Raw genomic sequence first — 23,446 nt, 5'->3', positions numbered from 1 at the left:
TTTGGCATGGCGCAGCGCATCTACATCAGCGACACTAACATCTGGATCGACTTTGGTCGAGCCGGTTTGCTAGATGCCCTTTTCGCGCTGCCCTTTACCTTTGTCAGCACAGACTTCGTGGTGAACGAGCTGAGTTACCCCGATCCAGATGGACTTCGGGCGCGTGGGCTGGTCGTTCAGCAATTGAATGAGATCGAGGTACAAAGCCTGTTCGGCCTGATGGCTGAGCACGGTAACAGCTCGCTGGCTGACGTGTCTTGCTACCAGGTGGCTAAGGCGCATGGCCACCCGCTCCTCACGGGCGATGGTCGTTTACGCAAGCAGGCTATCAAGGATGGCCTGCAAGTGCGAGGTGCCTTGTGGCTGCTTGATGAACTGATTGCAAACAAGGTAATCAATCCATTTCAAGCAGCTGACGCTCTTCAAACCATGTTGGAAGAAGGGGCTCGCCTGCCACACCAGGAATGCACCCATCGGTTGACTGCATGGCGCGGTTGAATGAGTGCACCTCTGTTTTCAGTGAGGCAGGTGGCTCAAGCTTGGGTCGAGATCTGAAACCGGGCAGCGCATCAACTCGGCGGCCCTGGGTAGGCTGATCAAATCTTCGGCCAGTGCTCGGTACACCAGCGACTCAAAGCGGCGGGGTTGTTCGGGCCGCAGCGGTTCCGGTTCACTGGTGCGCCAGCCTTTGGCGTTGAACTGAATGTTCATGCTCTGATAGCCTGCATCGGTGAGCAGGTTCAAGTCTTTCAGACGCCGCAAGGCTAAGGCCATAGAGACACCGTGTCGGCGTTTGGCGTTCAATAGCTCCGCTGCCAGCACACGGCTGCGGTGATGGGCACCAAACTCTGCGAGGACGCGCTGCTGTGGGTATAGAAATGCACCTGCGAAACGGTTGCAGCAAGCCTCTTTGTCTTTCTCAGGCATGTCCTCTGGCAGGTCCATCACCCAATGGCCTAACTCATGCGCCGCGGTAAAGCGCAATCGCTCACCTGGGCGCTCTCCGTTCAAAGCGATCAGCACATGTCGTTCGTCTGCAGTTGCAGCGCAGGCCCCGTCAAACCCATCCTGATCCTCCAGCAAGGCGACCTTGATGCCGTGCTCTTCCAGCAACTCAGTCAGGTGGGCAATAGCGTCACCGCCGATGTCCCAGCGATGGCGCAAGGCCTCAGCAGCAATTTCTGCCTCCGCCACATTGTGAACTTGCAATGAACGTGACGGTTCCATGGTTGGGGTGGTGTCGTCCAGCTCAAAGCAGCGCTCCAGGCTGATGTATCGCTCCAGGTGGTCGCGCATTTGCTCGCTAACCTGATGTTGCCGCTTTTGCGGCATTCGTGCCAGCTTGCGAAACTCCAATGCGGCCAGTTGAACAGTTTCAGTTCGGAAAAAATACTCTGGCTTGACATCCAACGCTTTGGCCAGTTGGATCAGACGAGTCGAATTCGGGGTGGCGTCGCCCTTCTCAAACTTGCTCAGGCCCTGCTTGGTGATATCGCCAACGCGCTGCGCGACGGCATCCAAAGTGAGCCCCCGCAACAGGCGTGCACGGCGGATTCGATCGTGAATCATGTGTGCTCCGGTTTGGTTGACTAATTTTAGATCATATGCAATTTTGTCAACCAACTTGTTTAGGTGTTTTTGCCAGGGATTTGCACTTCGGGTCGATCAGGGTGCTGGGAGTGGCGGGGGCTCACCTTGTGAGCTGGTCGTAAGCGACCATAGGCTTCTGTCATTTACAGAATTCGGGAGCCGCCAGTGAACGTCACCACCCCCATCATCCGCTACTCGCCCAAGCCGCTGTCCGAATACGCCAGCGACATCTTCACTGGCCCGGCCAAAGACCGCAGGGTCGACCGGCCAGAAATCTGGAACCTGGCCTACCTGTCGCACGACTATGAAAAGTCGTTGATGCACACCGACCCGCATTTCCTCACGCATGTGCGCCGCACGTGTCAGTTCAATTTGCTGAACCAAAAGATTGACATGGCCTGGGCCCGGGAGGGGAAGTTGTTTTTCAACGTGATGCGCAAGCCCGCGCCTTGGGTGGTGCGTTGGCTGCAGAAGAACCCCGAAATATTGATGGCCTTGCCGCTGTACGAGGCCTATGGGCCCGATTGGTTCGGCACGATCTTGGACCGCTCGCGCCTGTGTGGTGACCATGGGCAGGAGCCAGAACCGGACATCAAGAGCTATGCCCAAGCCAAGAGACTGATAGCACGCGTAAAGTCTCGCCTGTGATGTGCGGTCTCATTGCGAATCTTCAAATGCATGTTGAATTGCCGCGCCAAGTGCCTGTTCGCGGTTCAATCGTGTGGCACCGGGTACAGGCCCTGGCGCCATCTCACTCGCCGATCTTCACCCTTTGGTAACTCCCAATGCAGGCTTTGCCGCTTGGGCGCAAGTTGGTAAAGCGCAAGCGGGTCAGGTAAGTGCCGCAGGCCTTCACATTCCGCAGGGGTGATCGGCATCACCTGTCGATCTTGTGGGTCTTCGCCATCAAGCCAGTCCACCCGCTCGCTGAACACCGACACGAATTGCTGCTGGCAATGCGGGCACTGGTGTAGCTTGACGATGTAGTGCGATTCGTCCACCACCCGCTGGGTGATGACCAGCGACGCATGGTTGATCCATGCTTGGTCGGCGTTGTCAGGCCAGCAGACATCGCAGCCAAATGAGGGGGTTGTCATGGTTCGCATACTTCCGTTGTGTCATCTACAGCTTAGGTGATGAGTGGCTCAACGGGTGAGCTAGGCAGTTACCCAAAACCTAGTTCGATTGAGGCAAGGGTAGAACAATTTCGGACAAATCGTCGCCTAGGCGACTAAGTTGATTTCAACTTAGTCATGCGTATGAGATAGGTCAAGCGACAGGGAAATGAGCGGGCATAGCCTTGGGTCAGGTCTTTGAAGAGCGTGTGCTCGTTAACCGATTGGAGCTAGATATGAACCTGACCAAACATGGCATCGCGTGGATTGTGTGTGTGGCCTTTGCCGGTGGCGCTTGGGCTGTGGGGGCGGACTCGGCCACTGCCAATACACAGGATGGGGCCACTGCGCAAAGCGCTCCTGCCTCCAAGGCCAGCAAGCGCCCGAAGCAGGAAGTCAACTGGTACACCACACCCGGCTGGAAGATCATGACGCCGGACGAGCGCAAGGCGTACCGAGACAAGGTACACGCCACCCAGTCTTTGGAGGAATGCCAGGCCTTTGTGCATGACAACTATCAGCAAATGGCCGAGCGCGCCAAGGCGGCCGGGAAGTCGATTGGGGCCGAGAGCAATCTGGCTTGCAAGCGACTGGCTGCCAAGAAGCCCTAATTCCAGGTCAAGGCGAAGCGCCAAGCTTGGGGCGCTTCGGTGTGGGTGCGCGCCACAGCTGGTCAGAAGTTACGACGCGGAGGCGTAGGACCCGAACCGCCAGTGCGTGGCTCCAGATGGCGGAAGGTGATGCGGCCCTTGGTCAGGTCGTAAGGCGACAGTTCCAGCGACACCTTGTCACCCGCCAGGATGCGGATGTGGTGCTTGCGCATTTTGCCGCCGGTGTAGGCGATCAGGCTGTGGCCGTTTTCAAGGGTGACACGAAAGCGCGAGTCGGGCAGCACTTCTTCGACCTGTCCGCGCATTTCAATGAGTTCTTCTTTCGCCATGGTGTTTCCAGGAAGGGGCGGCCAGTCCTGAAGTTCAGGCGGACTGCGGGTGAGGGGAAATCAAAAATCCGACTTCTGCCGTCAAGCCCTGCCTGACATCCATGCGGGTTGTTGAATGGTTGCGTGGCACTTGCATGCCGCGAACCAAAATTATATGAGATTGTCTCCAAGGCCGGGTCTTCTTTGGTCGGCTTGCAGGGGGATGAGGCCCGTACAGACACGCACGTAGCGCAGAGAAAGCGGGGTGGCGTCAGCCAATCAAATGAACGGGTCTATGTGGGGCAGCGAACGGAAACAACGAGTGCGTTTGCTTAGGCTGAATTCGCCATCACACAACCAAGGAGAAGCATATGAGCTTAGGCACGGTCTTATGGATCATCCTGCTCCTGGTCGCTTGTGATGTTGCTGTCAGAGCAGAAACCCATTCTCTAAACGAAAGGTCATCATGTACTCCGTTCAACCCCGTATATCCCCCCTGGTCGCTACGCTTTTGATGGCATTGACATTGCCAATGGGACTGTCGCAGGCAGCTTCCTTGAGCAAGGGTGACTATGAAACCCGCAAGGACCGAATCACTGCGGACTACAAAATTGAGAAAGCCGCATGCGACTCTCATTCAGGTAACGCCAAGGATGTCTGTGTAGAAGAAGCCAAGGCCAAAGAAAAGGTCGCGAAGGCAGAACTTGAATATGCCTACACCGGCAAAGCAGCGGATCGCAACAAGGTTCTGGTTGTGAAGGCCGAGACGGCCTATGACGTTGCCAAGGAACGATGCGATGACAAGGCCGGCAATGCCAAGGATCTCTGTGTTGAAGAAGCCAAGGCCACCAAGACCAAGGCACTGGCCGACGCCAAGCTAGGCAAGGAGATGCAGGAGTCGCGCAAGGATGCTTCCAAGGACAAGCAGGATGCCGATTACAAGGTCGCCGTGGAAAAGTGCGATGCCATGGCGGGTGATGCCAAGGCCAACTGTATGGCCGTCGCCAAAGCGAAGTTCGGGAAGAACTGAGTCCAGAGGAAATGGAAATCGGATCGCCGAGGGGCCTCATCAATTAGACGAGGTTCCTCGGCGATCCGATTGCTGTGTGATGTCAGATCAGCGCTTGATGCGAGAGATCTTGGTGCCTTCGATGCTGAGGCTAGCCATCAGCCCTTGTTGATCGAAGATGAAGGCGTAGGCGTCCTCCTTCAATGTGGATGAGGACAGGTTCTTCGCGATTCCTTCGTTGACCACCACCAGGCTGGGGCCGATGCCGAATTCCCAGCCCTTGGACTCTTCCAGGTAGGTGACGGCTTTGTCGCTCATCAGGAAGACGACGTAGCCATATGACTCTCCACCGGCTTGCCATCCCCAAGATGCCGATACAGAGTTGTAGTAGCCCATCACGGCGCCGTTCTTGAGCATCTCACCTTCACCATAACTGCCGCCGAAAACCAGCCCTGCTTTGACAATTTTGGGGAACACCAAAATGGACTTGGCCCGCTTGGATAGATCAAGCGCAGCAGGACTGCTTTTATACAAAAGCTGCAAGGCTTGAACCGCGTCTTTGTTCAAGTCCTCGGCGGTGGCGGCCTGCGCAGCATCACTGCCTACGCCAATTGAAAAAGCCACCGCGGTGATGGCCGCGATTTGGTTGAATGCCCGCCGCGTATGACTGGTGGGATCGCGGCTGACTTTGGCTTGAAACGGCAAGATTTCCATGCTCATGCTCCAGTGGGTTGACCGACCACGGAGACTAGACCTTTCCATTCTCTAGCACTGTGCGCCAACGTACCGACGCACCTGAGCTGCGTGGGGCACCCTGGCTTCATCTTCAAGGATGGAGGACATCATGCCAAGACGATTCAACCTGATCGGTGTCGGAGGGGGGGCTCACGGTACATGGCCGTTCGTCCTGGGGGGGGCGGTGTTGGTGCTGGCGGCTTGTGCGAGCAGCGTGCCCCCACCCACGGCATTGATGGCGGTGTCATCGGCGGCGGTCGCGGACGCTGCCATGGCTGGGGCCAGTGAGTTTGCTCCCGCTGAAATGCGTCTGGCTCGCGACAAGATCGATCGGGCCCAGGCCGCGATGACCAATCACGAGTATGAGCGAGCGAGGGTGCTGGCCCAGGAGGCTCAGGCCGATGCGCAGTTGGCCATAGCCAAAGCGCGCTCTGCCAAAGCGGCCAAGGCATCGGCTGCGGTGCGGGATGACAGTCGCGCGCTGCAAGAAGAGTTGCAGCGCAAGTCCAAGTAGCCAGGCAGACAACCAACAGGAGTTGACATGAACCCCACAAACCAGATTTTTACTGCAACGATGGTCCTTCTCGGAGCCTTGTCCGGTTGCAGTACAGCCCCCCCTTACAACGCCATGTTGGAGCAAGCCTCCAATGAGTACCGCATGGCACAAGGCTCATCCAGAGTGAGCGAGTTGGCCCCGGCAGAGATGGCACAGGCCACGGCCGCATTGAGTCTGGCCAATGAGGCTTCCATGCGATCGGCTCCGTCCGAAGAGGTGACTCATCTTGCCTATCTGGCCAAGCAGCGCGTGGCGATTGCACGGGAGGTGGCCTCGCAGAAGCAGGACGAGGAGAACGTCGCCAACGCCAGATCAGCCCGAGAATCGATGCGGTTGACGGCGAGAACGAACGAGGCTGATGAAGCCCAGCGCCGTGCGGCCGCGGCTCAGCAGCAGGCTGCCGTATCGGATCAACAAGCCATCGCGTCGCAGAACATGGCCTCAGAGACTCAGGCGCGTAATGCGGCCCTGGAAGCTCAATTGCGTGACCTGAATGCCAAGCAAACGAGCCGCGGCATCGTCATCACGATTGCGGACGTGTTGTTCGACACCAACCAGGCAGTTCTCAAGGCTGGCGGATGGCGTGAGATTGACAAGCTGGTGAACTTTCTGAATCAGTATCCGCAGAGGCGGGTCCTGATAGAAGGGTTCACTGACAGCGTTGGCGGAGCCGAGCTCAATCAGGTTTTGTCCTCTCGTCGGGCGGATGCCGTGCGAGCGCGCTTGGTCGAGATGGGCATTGCACCCAGCCGGGTTCAGACGCGCGGCTATGGCGAGGCCGATCCGATTGCGAGCAATGCCACGGCAGAAGGGCGGCAGTTGAACCGCCGCGTGGAGATTGTCCTGTCTGATGACAACGGCAACATCACCCCGCGGTGACGGGCTGCTGCACCGCAGATGGATCGACGCCCTCGGGGGTGTCGGTCCGCGATAGTTGAATCACGACAGTGACTTGGGGCGGGAGGTCGACCCACTGAAATGCCTGCCCAGGCGCGAGTGCCATCGCCCCGCCTGCGACCCATTCCGGCTCCGTTTCAGTCAGTTCCGTCAGGTCCTTGTTTGTGACAAAGATGAAATGCATGGTGCGGCCATGACGCCGAAGCGTGAGTTCGGCACGGGACCAGGTGCTGGGCAAGCAGGGTGTGAAGCTGAGTTCAACCGCGCTTTGCTGCAGGCCAAACATCGACTCCACAACCGCGCGGTGCATCCACGATGCAGAGCCGGTATACCAACTCCAGCCCCCCCGGCCGACATAGGGCGGCTGGGTGTAGACATCACCCGCCATCACATAAGGCTCGATGCCATAGGCCGCGCCGTATTCCGGGTGTGCCGCGCGGTGAGCAGGACTGAGGTAGGTGAAATAGCGATAGACCATGTCCCCAGTCGATTCGTCTGTTCGGCTCGACGGGGTGTGTTGCGCCAGTTGCGCTTGCGCCATCAGGGCCCATACGCCGGCATGCGAATATTGCCCGCCGTTCTCGCGTACACCCGGCGGGTAGGCCTGGATATAGCCGGCGCTGGGTAAGGCGTCCGCCAAGGGCGGGGTGAGCAACTGAATCAAGCCTGCAGCGCGATTGACCAGATGCTGATCGACGGCGGCCATCGCCGCGCGTTGCAAGTCAGGCGCACCCGCTTTGGACAAGACCGACCAGGCTTGGGCAATCAGATCGATCTGTGCCTCTGCATTGACCTGTGAGCCTAGAGGCTGGCCATCGTCGAAGTAGGCCCGCTTGAACCATTCGCCATCCCACGCGGTGTCATTGAGCGCGGCTTGCCATTCTTGTGCACTGTGTTGCCATCTTTGGGCTCGCTCCAGTTCGCCGCGAGCCACCGCCAGCGGCACAAAGTCGGCCACGATGCGACACAAGAACCAGCCGAGCCAGACCGATTCGCCCCGTCCACCATGGCCGACGCGGTTCATGCCGTCATTCCAGTCACCCGTTCCCATCAATGGCAGGCCATGCACGCCGACGCGGAGGCTGCGATCGATGGTCCGCGCGGCATGCTCATAAACGGTGGCTTGCGTGGAACTGATGGTGGGGGCGTAGTAGGCATCTTCTGCTCCTTCTGGAATGCCAGGGCCTTCCAGGAAGGGAACGAGTTGATCCAGCACGGCTGTGTCTCCGGAGGTTCGAACATAGTGCGAACAGGCAAATGGCAACCACAGCAGGTCATCTGAGAAATGGGTTCTCACGCCCGCTCCATCTGGGGCATGCCACCAATGCTGGACGTCGCCTTCGGCAAATTGGCGTGAGGCGCACAGCAAGATCTGCTGGCGCAATAGATTTGGCTGCGCCCATGACAGCGAGAGCGTGTCTTGGAGCTGGTCTCGAAATCCCGTCGCGCCCCCGGCTTGATAAAAGCCCGCCTTGGCCCACAATCGACAGGCCACCGTCTGATACAGCAGCCATCGATTGACCAGCACGTCCAGTAGTGGGTCGGGTGTCTTGACGGTGACAGAATCCAGAAGGCGATTCCAGCGGCCCATGACTTGACGCAGTCGTAGCTCGGTGGGAATCCAGGCTTCGAGGTTCAGCAGATCACTGGCCAATGCGGGGGACTGCGCATAGCCCATCAGGAAAACGCGTTCGGCACTGGCGCCGCCGGCCAGACTGAGGGAAGTGCCCAAGGCCGCACAAGGATCCAATCCAGCCCCTCGGTGTCGACCCAGTCGGTCGGGCAAGACCAGGCGACCGCGCGGATCAAAGAGCTCACGTCTGTCACAGGTCCAGTCTTCCTTGTCGTCGTGTGTGGAGGTCATTGCCAGGAAGCCGGTGGCACCGCCAAAGCCATTCACGCGGTCTTCTTGTGTCGCGAGCAGCGCAGTCAACTTGTGAGGTGCCGATCCATGGTGAAGTGCATCTGTGTGAACCGTACTGCGGTCGCTTCGGCGTGCTCCCATCATCCATTCGACCAAACCAATGAGGCGCAGGCGCAAGCTCTGGGTTCCATGGTTGACCAGCTGAACTTGAACCTGCTTGATCGCTGCTTCACAGTCAACAGACCAAGTTGTGCGGATTTCAAGGTCCCGGAGGCGGTGACTGATGACGCTGAATCCCTGCCCATGTGTCACTTGATAGTGAGAGCGGGTCTGCCCCCAGCAAGAAGGGGTCAGACTCCAGGTCTCCCGAGTCTCTGTGTCCTGGATCAGGAATATTTCTGATGGGGGGTCTGAAATGGGGTCGTTGGACCACGCCGTCAGCTGCATGGAGCGACTGTTGACGGCCCATGTATAGCCGCCTCCCGCCTCAGACAGTTGCATGCCAAAGACTGGGTTGGACAGCACATTGATCCAGGGGCGCTGAGGTCTGAGCAGGGAACCTACAGCGAAAGAGAAAGAGCCGTTTTCATCAGAAAAGGCCCCGAGGGGTTGCATGACAATGCCCGGACGCGTGTTGGCGACGGGGACGATTTGAGTGGAGGTGGCGGTGCGGTTGGCCATGGCCTGCTGATGAAGGCTGACCCATTCAGCGACATGCACTTGCAACGGGCGACCATCGGCATGGATGTGGATGGCCGCGAGGTGCTGCAGGGTCTGCCGTTCTGCGTGTGTCAAGTCATGGTCAAGCAAGACGTGATATCCGCTGTGCGCTGGTCGTGGCGATTCTGGTGCCGCCCCCATGTCTGCACCATATCGATCACGCAAGGCCATCAACTCATGGTGCAGCGCCATGTAGTAGGACGAGGCCTCCGCATCCACCACGACCAGATCGCAGGCCACTCCGCCCCAGGACCATAGTCGCAAGGCCTGCGCCAAGTTGCGCAACAAGGTCAAGCCCTGCATCAAGCTGGCAGAGACCAGGATGATCGGACGGTCACCAGAGATGCCGAGTCGCCACAGCAGCCTGCGGTTGCAGATCACCGGTTCGGACGGCTCATACGGGCTGGGCTGAGCATGAGGTCGCGTCAGCGTCAACAGCAGGGCCGTGCTCAAGGTCTGGATTGCGGAAAAATGCTCGTGACTGACGCGCAGGGCGTGCAAGCGGATGCTGGTCAAGGTGGCTGACATCATCGATGCCCGCTGCACATGGCTAGGTTGCCTGTATTTGTCGATGATCGCGTGCAGGGTGGGCGCGTGGTCGGACGCCGCGGTGGCAAAGGTCACCATCGCTTTCGAATGCGCCGGAATCTTGAGCCTCACACACAAGGCTGAGACGGGATCGAGTCCGGTGTCACAAGGCTGTCCGTCCAATGGGGGAGCATGGGTAGGTGTGCCGCCAAATCGGGCCGTGGGCTGGGATGCATGCTGGTTACGTCCAGCCCAATGCAAGCGGTCGGTCATTGCCGTCACGGTCAACACTTCGGCATCGGTCTCGGCCACAAAGTGGGCGGCCATCATGACCCGTTCTCCATGCAAGCGAGGTTGTCTTTCCAGAACCAATGCGCGGTGATCAGCCAGCCATTTGGCGCGTACAAAGAGATTGGCAAACGCTGGGTGCGCCTCGTCTGCTTGCGCAGGACTCAATGCCACCTCGAAGGCTGAGATCAGCTCGATCTCCATCGCCTTGTCGCCTTGGTTGTGCATCTCCACCTGACGAAACTCAATGTCATCTTCCGGGCTGACCCACACCGTTGTGAGCGCTTGCCAATGAGCCCATCTGGCTTCCAGGCACACACGGTCGGCATGGAAGGTGCTCTGGTACCGGGCCTCCGGGTCTGGTGCCGGGTGCTGGCTCAAGGACATGGGCGCATGCGCTGGAGAGCGGCGCACATAGAGGAAGCTGCCGTAGGCATCGCGAAGCGCATCATCACGCCAGCGCGTGATGTCAATCTGTCCCCAGCGACTCCAGCCGGCACCGTTGGCACGCAAAGTGACCTGATATCGTCCATTCGAGAGCAGGTGGGTCGGCTCAATGGCCGATGTGCCAGGAATCACCTTGCGCAACAGACCTGGCGACGCAGGTTGGACCGATTGAATCGTTGGGCCCGACAAGGGGGTGTAGAGGTTGGAGACTTCTCGGGGGGGGCGTTCGTGCAGAAGTGACGAGACTGCTTCGATGTGAACGTTGGCCATGCCCCAACGTTGAACGACCTTCTCCAACAGAACGTTGGCCAGGGAGACGATGACCATGCCCTGGTGATGCGCCATGAATGTGTACACAGGCGTAGAGGTTTCGCCGCCGATCTGCATGCCCGGTGTGTAGTCAATGGCTTCGACAAAGCCATAGCGTGCGCGAGCCCCTGATCGCTGCATGTCCTGGAAATTGAGCGTGGCGCCTTGGCGGTCGAGTTGGGCCGCCAGCGCAGTGGCGTAGGGCGCAATGACCAACTCATCGTGTGGGGTGCGTCGCAAAGCCAGTCTGGGAACACCGTGCGGTGCGTACTGATAGGCCAATGTGTGATCACGCTGGGCATATGCCGACTCCGAGATGCCCCACGGCACGCCCTTGAGTCTGGAGAACGTCTTCTGCTCTTGTACAGCGACATCACAAGCGTCGCTCAGTACGCTGCCAGAAGGCTCCTCCAGAATAAGGCCCGGCATCAGGTACTCGAACATGGAACCAGACCACGATCGCACGCCGACTTTGTGACCCAATGCATAGAACGGGCGACCCAGCGTGCTCCAGTGGCTAACGGGCACATCGCCTTTGGCAATGGCCCACAGGCCCGTCAAACGAGCTTCGGATGCCAGCAGGTCATAAAAGCCTGCATCCAACTGCTGTTCGCCGACGCGAAAGCCGAGGTGAAACAGATGCCGTTTGGGGTGGTAGAGAAACCCGAAATCGGCTTGATCAGCCAATTGCTCGAACTCATGGGCGATATAGCGCAGTCGGCGCGTCACGGTAAAGGCATGCGAAGCCGCATCGGTCAAGGCTTGGCTGGCTTCGGCATCTCGCTGAGCCGAACGTTTTGTTGCGCGATGGTCGGCCAGAAGCCATCTCAGTTCGTCACGTTGAGCTTGAGTCAGCTGCAGGCGTTGCGCAATCAACGGTGCCATGCGTTGCATGATGTCTTTCAGCGCACGTTGAAACGGCTCCTTCTGGTAGGGGTGTTTGGCGAGCTCGCGGCAGGCTTGCGCCACCGTGAGCAGGTGGCCACACAGGTTGCCGCTGTCTACGGTTGATAAATACTTCGGCAAAAGGGCCGAACAGGTCCGGGTGTCATACCAGTTCAAGAAGTGCCCACGATGTCGTTCCAGCGTGCGCATGCTCGTCAGGGTGGCCTCCAGGCGCGTGAGCAGATCTTGCGTGCCTATCCAGCCAAATTGGCGAGCGCAAGCTACGCTCAGCAAGTACAAGCCGATGTTGGTGGGAGAGGTCCGGTGGGCCACCATGTCGTGAGGCGCTGTTTGCAGGTTGTCAGGTGGCAGATGATGGTCACCCGGGCCCACGCAGCGTTCGAAGTAGCGCCAGGTATCTCTCGCGATGCCCCGCAGATAGGTCGAATCTTCTTGCTCTGGTTCGGCGCTCTTTCGCTCAAACCGAGGGCGACTGCCCCACCAGATCCAAATGGGCGTTGCAGCCCAGATCGGGCACAGGGCCCAGCTCAGCAGCCCAGAGTGCCGGGGCATGGCGGACAGCCACAGGCCCGATAACAACAGAATCGACCAGGCGGACTCGACCCAATGAGAACGGATGATGGTGGGCAAATCGACTCGCGCCATCGATCGGGCTGATTCTGCGGGTGTCCACTGCAACAAATGGCGATGACTGAAGGCCAAGCGAAACAGTGCGCGGACGATGGCATCGACCGCCAACCAGGCTTGCGACATGAGCAATGCGAGATGCCAGCAACCACCTGCGACCGCGCGAGTCAACTCCACCAGCGCTTGACGATAGAAGTGGAATCTGGCCACGTCATAGTGGCTGGGCCACAGGCCGGCGATGGCACCCATCAGGGGGCCCGCGCTGTATGCGGCCAGGATCAACCCGACCGCGGCCCAAGGCGACACGATCCAGCCGGCGAGAGAGAGCGTCATCAAAGCCAGGCTGGCCGGCGCGACCAGTGAGCGCCGGAGGTTGTCGCACATCTTCCAGAGGTTGATCGCCCGCAAACGGTAGCGCCGCGGTTGTAGCATGAACGGCAGCAACTGCCAATCCCCTCGGGTCCATCGGTGAAACCGGGAAGCCGCCACGTCCGCATGAAAGGGGGCATCCTCAATCACGGTGACGTCGGTGACCGCTGCACAGCGGGCCATGGCACCTTCGAGCAGATCATGGCTCAGAACACGTCCCTCAGGCAGGCGCCCCGACAGCACGGCATGCATGGCTTGGACATGCAGCAGGCCTTTGCCGTTGAACGAGCCTTCGTCAAACAGATCCTGATAGATCTCGGAACTGCTGGCGCTGTAGGGGTCGACACCGGCCTGTCCGGCAAAGAGCCAGTGATAGATCGTGAAATCTCGCCGGGCACTCAGCGGGGCCACCGTGCGGGGCTGCAAGATTGCATAGCCTGCCAGAACCCGCTGGCGCTTGGGATCCAGAACCGGTTGATTGTGCGGATGGGCGGCGATGCTGACCAATTCTCGCAAGCGACCTGGCGGCAATTGGGTGTCGCTGTCCAGCGTGACGACATACTTGATGTCGGGGGCCACCATAGAGGCCTGGCCCAGGTTCAGGAACTCCTTGCTGGCACCTTGTGCCAAGGCGTCTATCAGCAACTCCAATTTGCCGCGCTTGCGCTCCCACCCAATCCATCGCTGTTCACTCTCGCTGAAAAGTCGCTCACGATGCAGCACGATGAAACGGGGCGATCCAGGCCCCGAGCCGTCGGGCAGCAGAGTTGGCGGACAGCGTGCGTTGAGATCCCCAATGGCCTGCCTGACCTCATTGAGCAAGGCTTGATCGGTGTCGATGCGAACGGTATCGGCATCGACCCAGTCGGTCAGGAGCGCAAACTGTGCATGAGGTTCAGGGTTGGCCAGATAGTGCAAGTGCAAACGATGAACCAGCGCATGGACGGTTGGCACGTTGGACAACAGCGCCGGTATCACCACCATCACCCGATGATCTGAAGGGATCCCACTGGCCATGGCCAATCTTGGCAAGTAGCGTGGGCGCACTGACTCGCTGATCAATCGGTTGATGACCGCGACCGCAGCCTCTGATGCCGGAACGCTCATCAATACGATACCCAGCAACGTGAGCCACAGCGGCACCTCAGACACACGCCTTGCGCCCGGATGCACGTATAACAGCCACGCCACCACGGCCAGGGTGCCGCTCAGCATCGCAATCAGGTAGGCCGGCAAGGTGCCGTAGCGTTTGCAAAAACGCCAGACCATCGCCCCTGTCTCTTGCATACCCAAGGCGCGGATCAGGTCGGGGCGACCTTTGCCCTTGAGCCAATGGCTGGCCGAAGCGGTGCTGGCTGATGCCTCCGTATCGGCGTGCATCAGGTTCAGCAAGGTCGACGCCACCGATACTTCACTGAGCCCGCTGGACCGGGCCAATGTTTCGATGTCATGCAAGGTCTGGTCGCGCGTCTTGACCTGTTCAGCCTTGAAGATGTCGGATGTCAACATCAGCCGCATCAAGGTGCTGCTTTCCGCCACGATGTCGGTCCAGTCGGCATCGCCAATGGCGCGTAGCGATGTCACTGCGTTGCTCACGCTGAGGTTGTCGGCGGCCTGGTCAGCGTTTTGCTGGGCCTGTGCGGCAGCCAGATCCGGCATCACGTTGTGTAGCCATGCCTGGTAGCGCGCATGGTGGCCACCCTTGCCCATGGTGTGGCGGTCCTGCAGACGCAGTGCCATCTGCGTGAGAAAGACCGCTCCGGCCCCACGCTGATTGATCAGAGCCAGCAACTCATCCAGTGCGTGCAAGGTGTAGTTTTCAATGCGATCACAGCACAGATTGGCAGCCTCGCGGGCGGCCTTGTGTGTGGCCACGCGTTCAGCCAGGCGGCGCAAGTTCTCGATCAGCACGACCCGCAAGGTGGTGGGCAGAGCCCACATCTCGCTCAGGCTCAGCTCACGGCTCTCTTCATAGGCCATCAGGAACCGGGTCAACAGATCAGCGTCAAACGCACCATCGGTGTGTGCAACAAAGGCCCAGGCCACTCCATAGACCCGGGGCAAGCCTGCCAAGGGCGGATCTACCAGAATCGGCAGGGTCCGAAAGTAGCGTCTGGGGAGACCTTCGTGGATCTCCTTGAGCTGCGCCTCAATCAGGTGAAAGTTGTCTAACAGCCACTCAGCAGCGGGGCTGATGTCATAGCCCGTGATGGCCTGCTCGCCAATGTAGTGCTGCGCCTCACGCAGGGTGCGGATGTTGCTGTCCAGGCGGGGAAAGAAATTGGCCGTTCGCCAGGTCGCTTTGGCTGCGCGATGCGACTCGCCCAGGCTGCGTCCATGCTGTGCAAAGCGTTGTGGGCCGAAGATCTCCGATCGGATCGGCGCCTCCAAGGGCCCCCGTTTGCCATCCAGAATCGAACACAGAGCTTTGGGTGCCTGCGCAATCAGCTGCTGCAAGTCGGGTCCCGCCATGGTTACAACAGGGTCGATAAAGCGGTGATCAACAGCAGGCCCACCGCCAACGTCGTGACGACCCGAGAGGCTGCATAGCTAACCATCGCCTCGAGATAGCACTGCAACAAGAACAGTCGGTGGTTGGCGCGTTGGCATAGGCTCAGGTGTTCACTCAAGACGGCGAGCTCTCCCTCAGAGGTGTCGGTCTGGTCTCCAAACGAGGAGGTCGTCCAGCAGGCAGATGCGGCATAGGGCGTATTCATGCTTGTCCTCCATTGCGCTCAGCGCGTTCCGGTCACTTCAATTTCGACTCGGCGATCTGGCTGAAGGCAAGCAATCAACTTGGCCGTGCGCTTGGTGCCGCGACAGTCTTCAGGGCGAGTCACTGGGGTGGACTCACCTTTGCCGGTTGCGGTGACTTTGTTGGGATCCACTTTGCCTGTTTCAATCAGATAGGCTTTCACGGCTTCAGCCCGGCGCTCTGACAATCTCTGGTTATAGGCAGGTGATCCCAGCCGGTCTGTGTGCCCCTCGACAACGATCATCTCGTATTGGGTGTTGACCAATTCTTGAGCAAAGGTGTCCAGAGCCGCCTTGCCTTCCGGGCGAATTTGGGATTGGTCAAACGTGTACAAGGACTCTGCGGAGAAGGTCACCCGGCGCCGTGCAGGCGGCGGCGTGACGGCCACAACAGGCGGTGGAGCGACCTCCACGACGGGAGCAGGGGGCGGTGGGGCGGGTGCCGGTTCGGGGGGGACATAAGGCGCCTCCGTTGCGGCTACAGGCATTGCTCGTGCTGCGCGGCCAAACGGAAAGATCAAGCTCAAAGATGCCACGTTGACTGCAGCGTGATTCGACATGGCATCGCTGACTCGATAGCGCTCCCACTCTCCTCGCAGCAGGAATGAGGGTGAAAACTCGTACTGCAGCCCCGCGCCGAATTTGTAATTGCCGTGGTGATTGGTCGGGTTGGGGTCGGCTGGAACAACGGCCCCTGAGCCGGTGAAGCGATCACTGGTCTTGGCGTACTGTGCACCCAAGCGACCCAGTGCGGACAGGTTTGTCGTCAGTGGCAAGAAGCCCAGCAGATCGACGTTCCAGCCCTGAATCTTGACCTTGCCTTCCAGGCTGCCGTCTGGTGTGGTCGTGCTCGAGAAGTGTGGTGTGCCGAGATAAAAGTAACCCACTTCCATCCCATAGTACCGATTGAACTGATAGCCGCCAAACAGTTTGTAGGCGGTATCACGTTCCTCCCGTTGGATGTTGACCACCGACAGGCCGCTGCCGATCTGCTGTTGGGTGATGTTCTCCTCGTCCAGGCTCGACCTTGACTGGCCCACTGAAATGCCGCCGTAGTAATAGCTTTGGGCTTGAGCGAACAGCGGCATGGGAATCAGGCCGAGGGCTACAAGGCTCAATAGGTACTTGGTGTGGTGCGAGGTCATTTCCTTGACTCCTATCGTTTGTGGCAGATGGCGTGCGGGGATCAGGCTTGCAGGGTGGGGGAACAGTGCACATGGCGTCTGTGCGCTGTCCCACCCAAGCTGTGCGGAACACGTGATCCCAGAAAGTGGTGGTCACCCCAAAGCAAAGGGATTGGTTGCCATGGCTGTGGTGGATGGCGTGCCAGCGCTTGCGGCGCATCATCCAGGCACCGCCGCCGTGCCAGTGGTGTATGGCGTGGTGTGTGATGGCATAGGCGAGATAGCCCACCAACACACCCAGGGTGAAGCCCCATGCACGCAAGGTCTCCACTGACAGCCAGGCCGGAAGCAGGACCAACGAGCCAATCAACAATGAACTGACCATCGTCGGGGTACAGATCAGCGCGGTGGGGCGAGCGTGATGCTCCGCATGCATTTCCCGAAATATCGGAAAGGCATGCAGCACGAATCGATGCAGCACATACTCCATGCCAGTCCAGCAGACCACACCGAGCGCCACATGGAGCCAGACATCCAGGCGTTGAAACAGGGGGGCACTCACGAGCAGGTAGGCAGCAAGCAGGCAGACTGTGATCCCGTAAAGATAGAAATCTGCGAGATAGGCTGTTCTACTGTGCTCGACAGAAAAGGGACGCATGGACAGGCCCTCCATTGATGGGTGCGAAGGTCAAACGTGGGATAGGCACAAAGGCTGAGACACCGTAAGGTGCGGTCTCTCGTTGGTCTGTGCGGCATCGCACATACCCTTGTTCGCATCACACCTACAGTCGGCACCTTCGTGCTGCCCCTCACCGGGCGACTGTTCTGCCCGCCCTGGATCCATCTGGAGATCTTTCATGTGTCCCCTGGAATCCGACCCGCGCGTGAACCGCCTTCTGGCTGTTCTGCCGGACGAGGAGTGGCAGCGCTTGCAACCTCAGCTTGAACGGGTTGATCTGCGCTTGGGGCAGGTTCTATGTGAGGCCGGAGGCGAGATCCAATATGTCTTCTTCCCCACCACGGCGATCGTGTCGCTTTTGTGCTTGACCGAAAGTGGGGCCTCGACGGAGGTGGGGGTTGTGGGCAACGAAGGGGTTGTCGGTATTTCCTTGCTCATGGGGGGCGAGAACACGCCAAACAGAGCCATCGTGCAATGCGCTGGTCAAGCCTACAGGCTACGGGGGCAAGTCTTCAAAGATGAGTTTCATCAAAGCGCTCCTCTGATGCACTTGCTGCTGCGTTACATACAGGCGCTGATCACACACATGGCCCAAACGGCGGTGTGCAACCGACACCATTGTTTGGATCAGCAGCTGTGTGGGTGGTTGCTCTACAACCTGGATCGACTGAAAAGCAATGAGCTGGTGATGACTCAGGAGTTGATTGCCAACATGCTGGGCGTACGGCGTGAGGGCGTGACCGAGGCCGCGCTCAAACTGCAAAAGCTCGGTCTGATCAGCTATGCGCGGGGACACATTTCTGTGTTGGACCGGGCAGGGCTGGAGCAGCGAGCCTGTGAGTGCTATTCGGTGGTAAAGAAGGAATACGACCGGCTGCTTCCTGATCAGGTTGCCGCTTAGTGCTCCTGCGACTTCTTGTGTCTATCCCCTGTTGCTGCTATGTGTGATGGCAGACAGTCACCTCCGTGCGGAGTGTTGAAACTAAACAGATGTAGGGCATGAACGTAAGAGGCCGTCATATGTTGAAAACAGCGCAACCCGTGCCGGGCGATCCACCTCCACAGAGGCGGGGGCGCTCTCGAACGGTGGATGACGGGGCCACACGCAAGCCGACCTACCAGGAATTGCAGGATGCCTTGATGCGGGAGCACCGGCAGCGTTGCCAGCTGGAAGGCGAAATGGTGGCCGCCATGACCGCCCTGGACCAACTGAGATCAGAGCTGGCAGGGAGCCAGGCGGGGGAAAGGCGTGCACGTCATCTCGCTCTGCACGACAGTCTGACCTCACTGCCCAACGCTTGCTATTTCCGAGAGCGGCTCGATCAGGTGCTGGCCTCCGCCGCGAAAGAACAAAAGGAAGTAGCGGTCTTGTTTCTGGATCTGGATAGATTCAAGCCCATCAATGACATGCATGGACACGCTGCGGGTGATGAGCTCTTGAGCATCATCGCCGCCAGACTGATGAGGACCATTCGTGCCGATGACATGGTCTGCCGCTTAGGTGGCGATGAATTCGCCTGTTTGTTGTTGAACGCGCCAGGGCATGCGCAGCTCAGTCGTTTGGCCTGCAAGATGTTCGATGCGGTATCCGATCCGGTCAGATTGGGAAGCATCACGCTTTGCGTTCATCCCAGCATCGGGATTGCCGTGTTCCCCGAAGCCGGAGCGACGGCGGCTGAGCTCCTTCAGCATGCCGATGCCGCCATGTACCAAGCCAAGAGGTTGCAGACGGGCTATGCATTCTTTTGCCAGGACCAGACTGCGGGGCCCAAAGAAGCGTCCTGATGGTGAACAGGACGTGTGCCTGGTGGCGCCGTTCAGGCGCAAACCCATGCCAGAGGCAGAGCGACGAGCATCGGATTCATGATCGATCAATCTGCCGAGCGTGGCAAATCGGTGAACACAAGCAAGTACCGGAGCCCGACTGGATCGATGTTGACGGTCGCAAGAACTGTCGCCGGTCGGCCTGGGGCATCTTCCTGCCCGGCCTTCAGAGTCAATTCACACGACGCCTGTTCGGTGCCTTGATCGATGCGCTCCAACAAGGCGTGCAGTGCATGGGCGCTGGTGGGGGCCAGAAACGCGTCAAGTCGCTGCCCCAGCAGCATTTCGCGATCGGCCATCAGGCGCTGGGCGCCGGTCAAATTCACCTCATGCAAACGCGTGTCTGGGTCAATGGTGAAGACCGAAGCCGGCAGGCAGTCATAGATCTGAACCTGCCTGGCCAGGGCGGACTCCAGATCATTGCGTGATTGACGCAACTCCTCACCCTGCAATTCCAGTTCGACTTGGTGGACCTGCAGTTCATGCAGCAGAGCCAGGGCGTCAGCCGCCGTGTCAGGTGATATGGCCAAATCGTAGAGAACGCGCAGCGCCGCGGAGGCGCCATCACTGACGCGGTTGCTGAGGGGGGCTTCCCTTCCTGTCAGTTGTGCGATTGCACGCACGCGCAGAGAAGTCTGACTGCTTGTTCCTGGAGATCGACTGGCCATGGAGTGCCTCCTTGAAGCTGAGGCGATGCTGCCTGATTCAGACTTTACCCTTTGCGTAGCCGAGACTCCAGTTCTTTCGCGACCGTGATGTCAACGAAAGTAATGACCACCCCCTGAATCATGTTGGTCAGGGTGCGGTAGGGCATGATGCGCACCGTGAACCAGCGCTTGTCGGTGGTCTGGACTTGCTTTTCGCTTGATGTCAGGGTTCGCAGCGTTTCCTTGGCGTCGTTATGAAGTTCCGGGTAGGTCAAGGTGTTGGCCAGGTCACTGAGGGGGCGCCCAATGTCGCCATCGCGCAGGTGATAGATGCTGGTCGCCTGTTCGGTGAACCGCCTCACGTTCAAGTCGTTGTCCAGGAACAGTGTGGCGATGTCGGTGCTGTTGAGCAGATTCTGCATGTCGCTCTGCGCCAAGGCCAGATCATCCAGTTTGGTCTGCAACTCGCCGTTGATGGTCTGAAGTTCCTCGTTCATTGACTGAGCTTCTTCTTTGGACGTCGTCAGCTCTTCATTGGCTGACTGCAACTCTTCGTTGGCTGACTGCAGTGCGTCATTCGCTGCCTGTAGCTCCTCTTTGGATGCTTGCATTTCCTGGCGCAAGGCTCGAATTTCTTCTCGAGCCCGATCCAGTTCGTTGATCAAAGCAGGGTCAGGGGACCCGGCATCGGCCTTCTTTCTGGCTTTGCTTCGCTTGGATTCAGCGACCTCTCGGAAGACGATCATGAACATCCCTTCCAAGGCTTTGGGTTCGTGCACCGCCTGCACGGTCAGGTTCACGGTGAAGGGCGCGTCGTCCTCCACTTTGAGTCCTGACAACTCGACGCTGGTCTTGTCTTGCGCGACTTGGCGCAGCGCAACCGCCAGCTGGGTGCGAATGCCGGGACGTGCCATGACGTGGATGTTCCAGTTGGCCTTGCCTGCTGCCGGCTCGAGGTATTTGCCGGTGCGTCCGCTGATGTAGAGGATGTCTCCCGCATCGTTCACGAGCACAGCGGGTGGTGAAAATGCTTGAAGCAAGACCTGGTCGGCCAAGGATTGCAAGTTGGCCGGGTGAGGTGACGATATCGACACGAAGTTCTCCTGCGAAGTCTTGTGCAAAACATGTGGACGATTGATCGGGAAGTCGACCGCGCCTGCATTCAAGGTGCGATCACTGCGCCGATACAGCCGCGCTTTGGCGTTCAAAGGGGTAAACAGCGACTGTGATCGCCCCACGGTTTCCGAGCCGCCCAGCATCAGCAAGCCCTTGGGGCGCAAGCTGTAGTGAAACAGAGGCATCAGTCGGTTTTGCAAAGCTGCGTTGAAGTAAATCAGAACGTTGCGACACGACAGGATGTCCAACTTCGTAAAGGGCGGGTCCAGGATCACGTCATGCTGGGCAAACAAGACCATGTCTCGGATCCGCTTATCGATCAGATAGCTGCCGTCGCTTTGGGCCGCAAAAAAAGTGGACAGCCGCTTTTCATCCATGCCTTCAACGGAGCGGGCCGAGTACACGCCCTTGCGTGCAAAGGTGATCGCTTCGGCGCTGAGGTCAGTGGCAAAGATCTGGAAAGACAGGGGGGGTGGCTCTCGCATCTCAGCCAGCACCTCCTGAAGCACCATGGCCAGCGAATACGCCTCTTCTCCGGTGGAGCAGCCCACGATCCAAGCGCGCAACTGAGCTGTGTCAGCACGGCGGCTCTCCAGAAACTCTGGCAAAACCCGCTCTTTCAGATCGGTCCACAGGTCTGCATCACGGAAGAAGCTGGTCACCCCGATCAACATCTCGGCAAACAGCAGGTCCAGCTCATGGGGGTTGCGTGACAGAAACTCTGCGTAAGCGGCGATCGAGGGCAGTCCATGGACACCGACCCGTCGATCAATTCGGCGCATCAGCGTACTTGTTTTGTACAAAGACAAGTCTCGGTTGCTGTGCTCGCGAAGCAGCTTCAAGATGGTTGCCAAGGACTCTGCATCGTCCTTTGGGGCCGGCAGTTTAGGGGGGAAGTCCGGCACGCGCCCAGACCGGACGACCCTCAGGATGTGTTGGGGCATGTCCTCTGGTGAGGCCACGATGTCGACAAAGCCGGAAGCAATGGCCGCTTGCGGCATGGAGTCAAATTGAGCCGTGTCTGGCTGTTGTGCGAGCGTCAACCCACCCTGCATTTTGATCGACTGCAATCCCACCGTGCCGTCCGATCCCATGCCGGACAGCACGACGCCGATGGCTTTTTCTCCTTGGCTCTGCGCCAAAGAACTGAACAGAACATCAATCGGCAGCCGCAGGCCTCGTGGCTGCTTTGGCGTGTTGATTCGCAAACGCCCCTGCGCGACAGTCAACTCACAGTCGGGCGGGATGACATAGACCGCGTTGGCCTCCATCACCATGGAGTCTGCTGCCTCATGAACCGGCATGGCTGTAGCCCGTTGCAACAAGACACTCAACATGGTCTTGTGTGTGGGGTCCATGTGCTGCACGACGACATAGGCCAGGCCACTTGCTTCAGGAACGCGGCTCAGGAAGTGTTCTAGTGCGACCAGTCCACCGGCCGACGCGCCCAGGCCGACGATGCGTTCGGGGGGGGAGTGACTTGCGATTGCAGTTTGAGTGAGCATGCGAAAGTATGCGCGAATACGGTGGACGCGCTCACATCCGCATGGGGGTGCCCCGTTTTTGCCAGCCGCTGACCTGGGTTCATGCCTCTAACCTGAGCGCATGATCAAAGGGGGCCTCGACCACGTATCACGCGAACCAGGATCACGACGATCGCAATGACCAACAGGACGTGAATCAGCCCGCCCATGGTATACGAAGTGACCAGACCGAGTAGCCAAAGGATGACCAGAACCGCGACGAGTGCTTCAAGCATGATGGTCTCCAGCTGTTTCGACGGCAGTGCACTTGGGGGTGTCGGCTGCCAGGCTTGGCCTGAACCTGGTCAGCAGGTTCAGGCGAGACAGTCAGAGCCTGTCAGTGAACCGGGTCATCCATGTTGGGCTTGGTTCCGTAGTAACTGTGAATGCTTTCAGCCCAACTCGAATCCGCCATGTCAGGCCAATGGTCTTTGTCGAACCCGGGGGCAGATTCCAGCTTGTCCTTGTCCACATCCAGCACAAAGCGCTTGTTTTGGGTGTCCAATTTCAACGCGGACCATGGGACGGCAAAGAGCTTTTCTCCCATGCCCATGAAGCCGCCGAAAGACAGCACTGCGTAGCGGATCCTGCCGCTGCTGATGTCCAGCATGATGTCCTTGATCTCCCCGAGCTTCTCATCCTTGAGATTGCAGACATCGTTGCCAACCAGGGTGTCTGCACCCATCAGGTTCGGGCCCGGGCGGTGGCTGACCTTGGGGCCAATTTGTTCGCTTGCGCTTGTTTTGTACATGCCGTAAATGTCGCGGTCTAGATAGTTCATGCTCATCTCCAGAAGGGGGTGCGTTGTGATGGGGTGAGCATCGACACGAGAATCTCTGCCGATGTTCACCATCCAAGTTAGCCAGCAGCGATGCGCATGTCTGTTCGTCGGCGCACCGA

At 58.9% G+C, this 23,446-nt stretch carries 19 protein-coding genes and 1 pseudogene; 8 read left to right on the top strand and 12 right to left on the bottom strand.

Annotated elements, in window-relative coordinates:
- Positions 1-6: 6 nt before the first annotated feature.
- Complete coding sequence (locus VFW72_RS09265) at positions 7-498, top strand: hypothetical protein (RefSeq protein ID WP_329674003.1); 492 nt, start codon at positions 7-9, stop codon at positions 496-498.
- A gap of 18 nt (positions 499-516) precedes the next feature.
- Here VFW72_RS09265 and VFW72_RS09260 read toward each other — a convergent pair whose 3' ends face one another.
- Positions 517-1,569, bottom strand: coding sequence for an XRE family transcriptional regulator (locus tag VFW72_RS09260; protein ID WP_329674002.1), 1,053 nt, complete (start codon positions 1,567-1,569; stop codon positions 517-519).
- Positions 1,570-1,755: 186 nt separating this feature from the next.
- Here VFW72_RS09260 and VFW72_RS09255 point away from each other — a divergent pair, with 186 nt between their 5' ends.
- The gene (locus VFW72_RS09255; RefSeq protein ID WP_329674001.1) at positions 1,756-2,238 is read left to right on the top strand and encodes a hypothetical protein; all 483 of its coding nucleotides are present in this window, start codon (positions 1,756-1,758) and stop codon (positions 2,236-2,238) included.
- Positions 2,239-2,303: 65 nt separating this feature from the next.
- Here VFW72_RS09255 and VFW72_RS09250 read toward each other — a convergent pair whose 3' ends face one another.
- The gene (locus tag VFW72_RS09250; protein ID WP_329674000.1) at positions 2,304-2,687 is read right to left on the bottom strand and encodes a hypothetical protein; all 384 of its coding nucleotides are present in this window, start codon (positions 2,685-2,687) and stop codon (positions 2,304-2,306) included.
- Positions 2,688-2,941: 254 nt separating this feature from the next.
- Here VFW72_RS09250 and VFW72_RS09245 point away from each other — a divergent pair, with 254 nt between their 5' ends.
- Positions 2,942-3,316, top strand: a complete 375-nt coding sequence (locus VFW72_RS09245) for a hypothetical protein (RefSeq protein ID WP_329673999.1) — start codon at positions 2,942-2,944, stop codon at positions 3,314-3,316.
- Between the two features lie 62 nt (positions 3,317-3,378).
- On the opposite strand, the gene infA is transcribed toward VFW72_RS09245, so the two are convergent.
- Positions 3,379-3,645: a translation initiation factor IF-1 gene (infA, locus tag VFW72_RS09240; RefSeq protein WP_329673998.1), complete on the bottom strand. Its 267-nt coding sequence runs from the start codon at positions 3,643-3,645 to the stop codon at positions 3,379-3,381.
- A 445-nt stretch (positions 3,646-4,090) separates the two neighbouring features.
- Here infA and VFW72_RS09235 point away from each other — a divergent pair, with 445 nt between their 5' ends.
- Complete coding sequence (locus VFW72_RS09235) at positions 4,091-4,654, top strand: hypothetical protein (protein ID WP_329673997.1); 564 nt, start codon at positions 4,091-4,093, stop codon at positions 4,652-4,654.
- 87 nt (positions 4,655-4,741) lie between these two features.
- Here VFW72_RS09235 and VFW72_RS09230 read toward each other — a convergent pair whose 3' ends face one another.
- The gene (locus tag VFW72_RS09230) at positions 4,742-5,347 is read right to left on the bottom strand and encodes a YSC84-related protein (RefSeq protein ID WP_329673996.1); all 606 of its coding nucleotides are present in this window, start codon (positions 5,345-5,347) and stop codon (positions 4,742-4,744) included.
- A gap of 130 nt (positions 5,348-5,477) precedes the next feature.
- Between VFW72_RS09230 and VFW72_RS09225 the strand changes: the two genes are divergently transcribed.
- On the top strand, positions 5,478-5,882 hold the full coding sequence (locus VFW72_RS09225) for a DUF4398 domain-containing protein (protein ID WP_329673995.1): 405 nt from the start codon (positions 5,478-5,480) through the stop codon (positions 5,880-5,882).
- A 27-nt stretch (positions 5,883-5,909) separates the two neighbouring features.
- The gene (locus VFW72_RS09220) at positions 5,910-6,803 is read left to right on the top strand and encodes an OmpA family protein (protein WP_329673994.1); all 894 of its coding nucleotides are present in this window, start codon (positions 5,910-5,912) and stop codon (positions 6,801-6,803) included.
- Here the strand turns inward: VFW72_RS09220 and VFW72_RS09215 are convergent.
- The 4 genes and pseudogenes from VFW72_RS09215 to VFW72_RS15915 all read right to left on the bottom strand — a co-directional run.
- Entirely contained in the window at positions 6,790-15,351 is an 8,562-nt protein-coding gene (locus VFW72_RS09215) for a GH36-type glycosyl hydrolase domain-containing protein (protein ID WP_329673993.1), read from the bottom strand. The two genes, VFW72_RS09220 and VFW72_RS09215, sit on opposite strands and share 14 nt — an antisense overlap.
- Positions 15,352-15,353: 2 nt before the next feature.
- On the bottom strand, positions 15,354-15,596 hold the full coding sequence (locus VFW72_RS09210) for a hypothetical protein (RefSeq protein ID WP_329673992.1): 243 nt from the start codon (positions 15,594-15,596) through the stop codon (positions 15,354-15,356).
- Between the two features lie 18 nt (positions 15,597-15,614).
- On the bottom strand, positions 15,615-16,778 hold the full coding sequence (locus VFW72_RS09205; RefSeq protein ID WP_329673991.1) for an OmpA family protein: 1,164 nt from the start codon (positions 16,776-16,778) through the stop codon (positions 15,615-15,617).
- A 160-nt stretch (positions 16,779-16,938) separates the two neighbouring features.
- Positions 16,939-17,247: pseudogene (locus VFW72_RS15915) on the bottom strand (sterol desaturase family protein); the annotation flags it as partial.
- A 367-nt stretch (positions 17,248-17,614) separates the two neighbouring features.
- Here VFW72_RS15915 and VFW72_RS09195 point away from each other — a divergent pair.
- Complete coding sequence (locus VFW72_RS09195; protein ID WP_329673989.1) at positions 17,615-18,337, top strand: Crp/Fnr family transcriptional regulator; 723 nt, start codon at positions 17,615-17,617, stop codon at positions 18,335-18,337.
- Between the two features lie 119 nt (positions 18,338-18,456).
- Positions 18,457-19,221, top strand: a complete 765-nt coding sequence (locus VFW72_RS09190; protein WP_329673988.1) for a GGDEF domain-containing protein — start codon at positions 18,457-18,459, stop codon at positions 19,219-19,221.
- Between the two features lie 86 nt (positions 19,222-19,307).
- Here VFW72_RS09190 and VFW72_RS09185 read toward each other — a convergent pair whose 3' ends face one another.
- The 4 genes from VFW72_RS09185 to VFW72_RS09170 all read right to left on the bottom strand — a co-directional run bounded on the left by VFW72_RS09185 (position 19,308) and on the right by VFW72_RS09170 (position 23,327).
- A complete protein-coding gene (locus VFW72_RS09185; protein WP_329673987.1) occupies positions 19,308-19,928 on the bottom strand; it encodes a PAS domain-containing protein in 621 nt (206 codons plus the stop codon).
- A gap of 44 nt (positions 19,929-19,972) precedes the next feature.
- Complete coding sequence (locus VFW72_RS09180; RefSeq protein ID WP_329673986.1) at positions 19,973-22,528, bottom strand: chemotaxis protein CheB; 2,556 nt, start codon at positions 22,526-22,528, stop codon at positions 19,973-19,975.
- A 104-nt stretch (positions 22,529-22,632) separates the two neighbouring features.
- Positions 22,633-22,782: a lmo0937 family membrane protein gene (locus VFW72_RS09175; protein ID WP_329673985.1), complete on the bottom strand. Its 150-nt coding sequence runs from the start codon at positions 22,780-22,782 to the stop codon at positions 22,633-22,635.
- Positions 22,783-22,883: 101 nt separating this feature from the next.
- Positions 22,884-23,327 (bottom strand): PRC-barrel domain-containing protein, encoded by a 444-nt coding sequence (locus tag VFW72_RS09170; protein ID WP_329673984.1) that lies wholly within the window; start codon positions 23,325-23,327, stop codon positions 22,884-22,886.
- Positions 23,328-23,446 lie beyond the last annotated feature (119 nt).

It is taken from the genome of Aquabacterium sp. (assembly GCF_036273115.1).
Taxonomy (GTDB): Bacteria; Pseudomonadota; Gammaproteobacteria; order Burkholderiales; family Burkholderiaceae_C; genus Aquabacterium.
The sequence above is the reverse complement of the archived record's forward strand: the minus strand, read 5'-3'. Positions and strand labels throughout refer to the sequence as shown.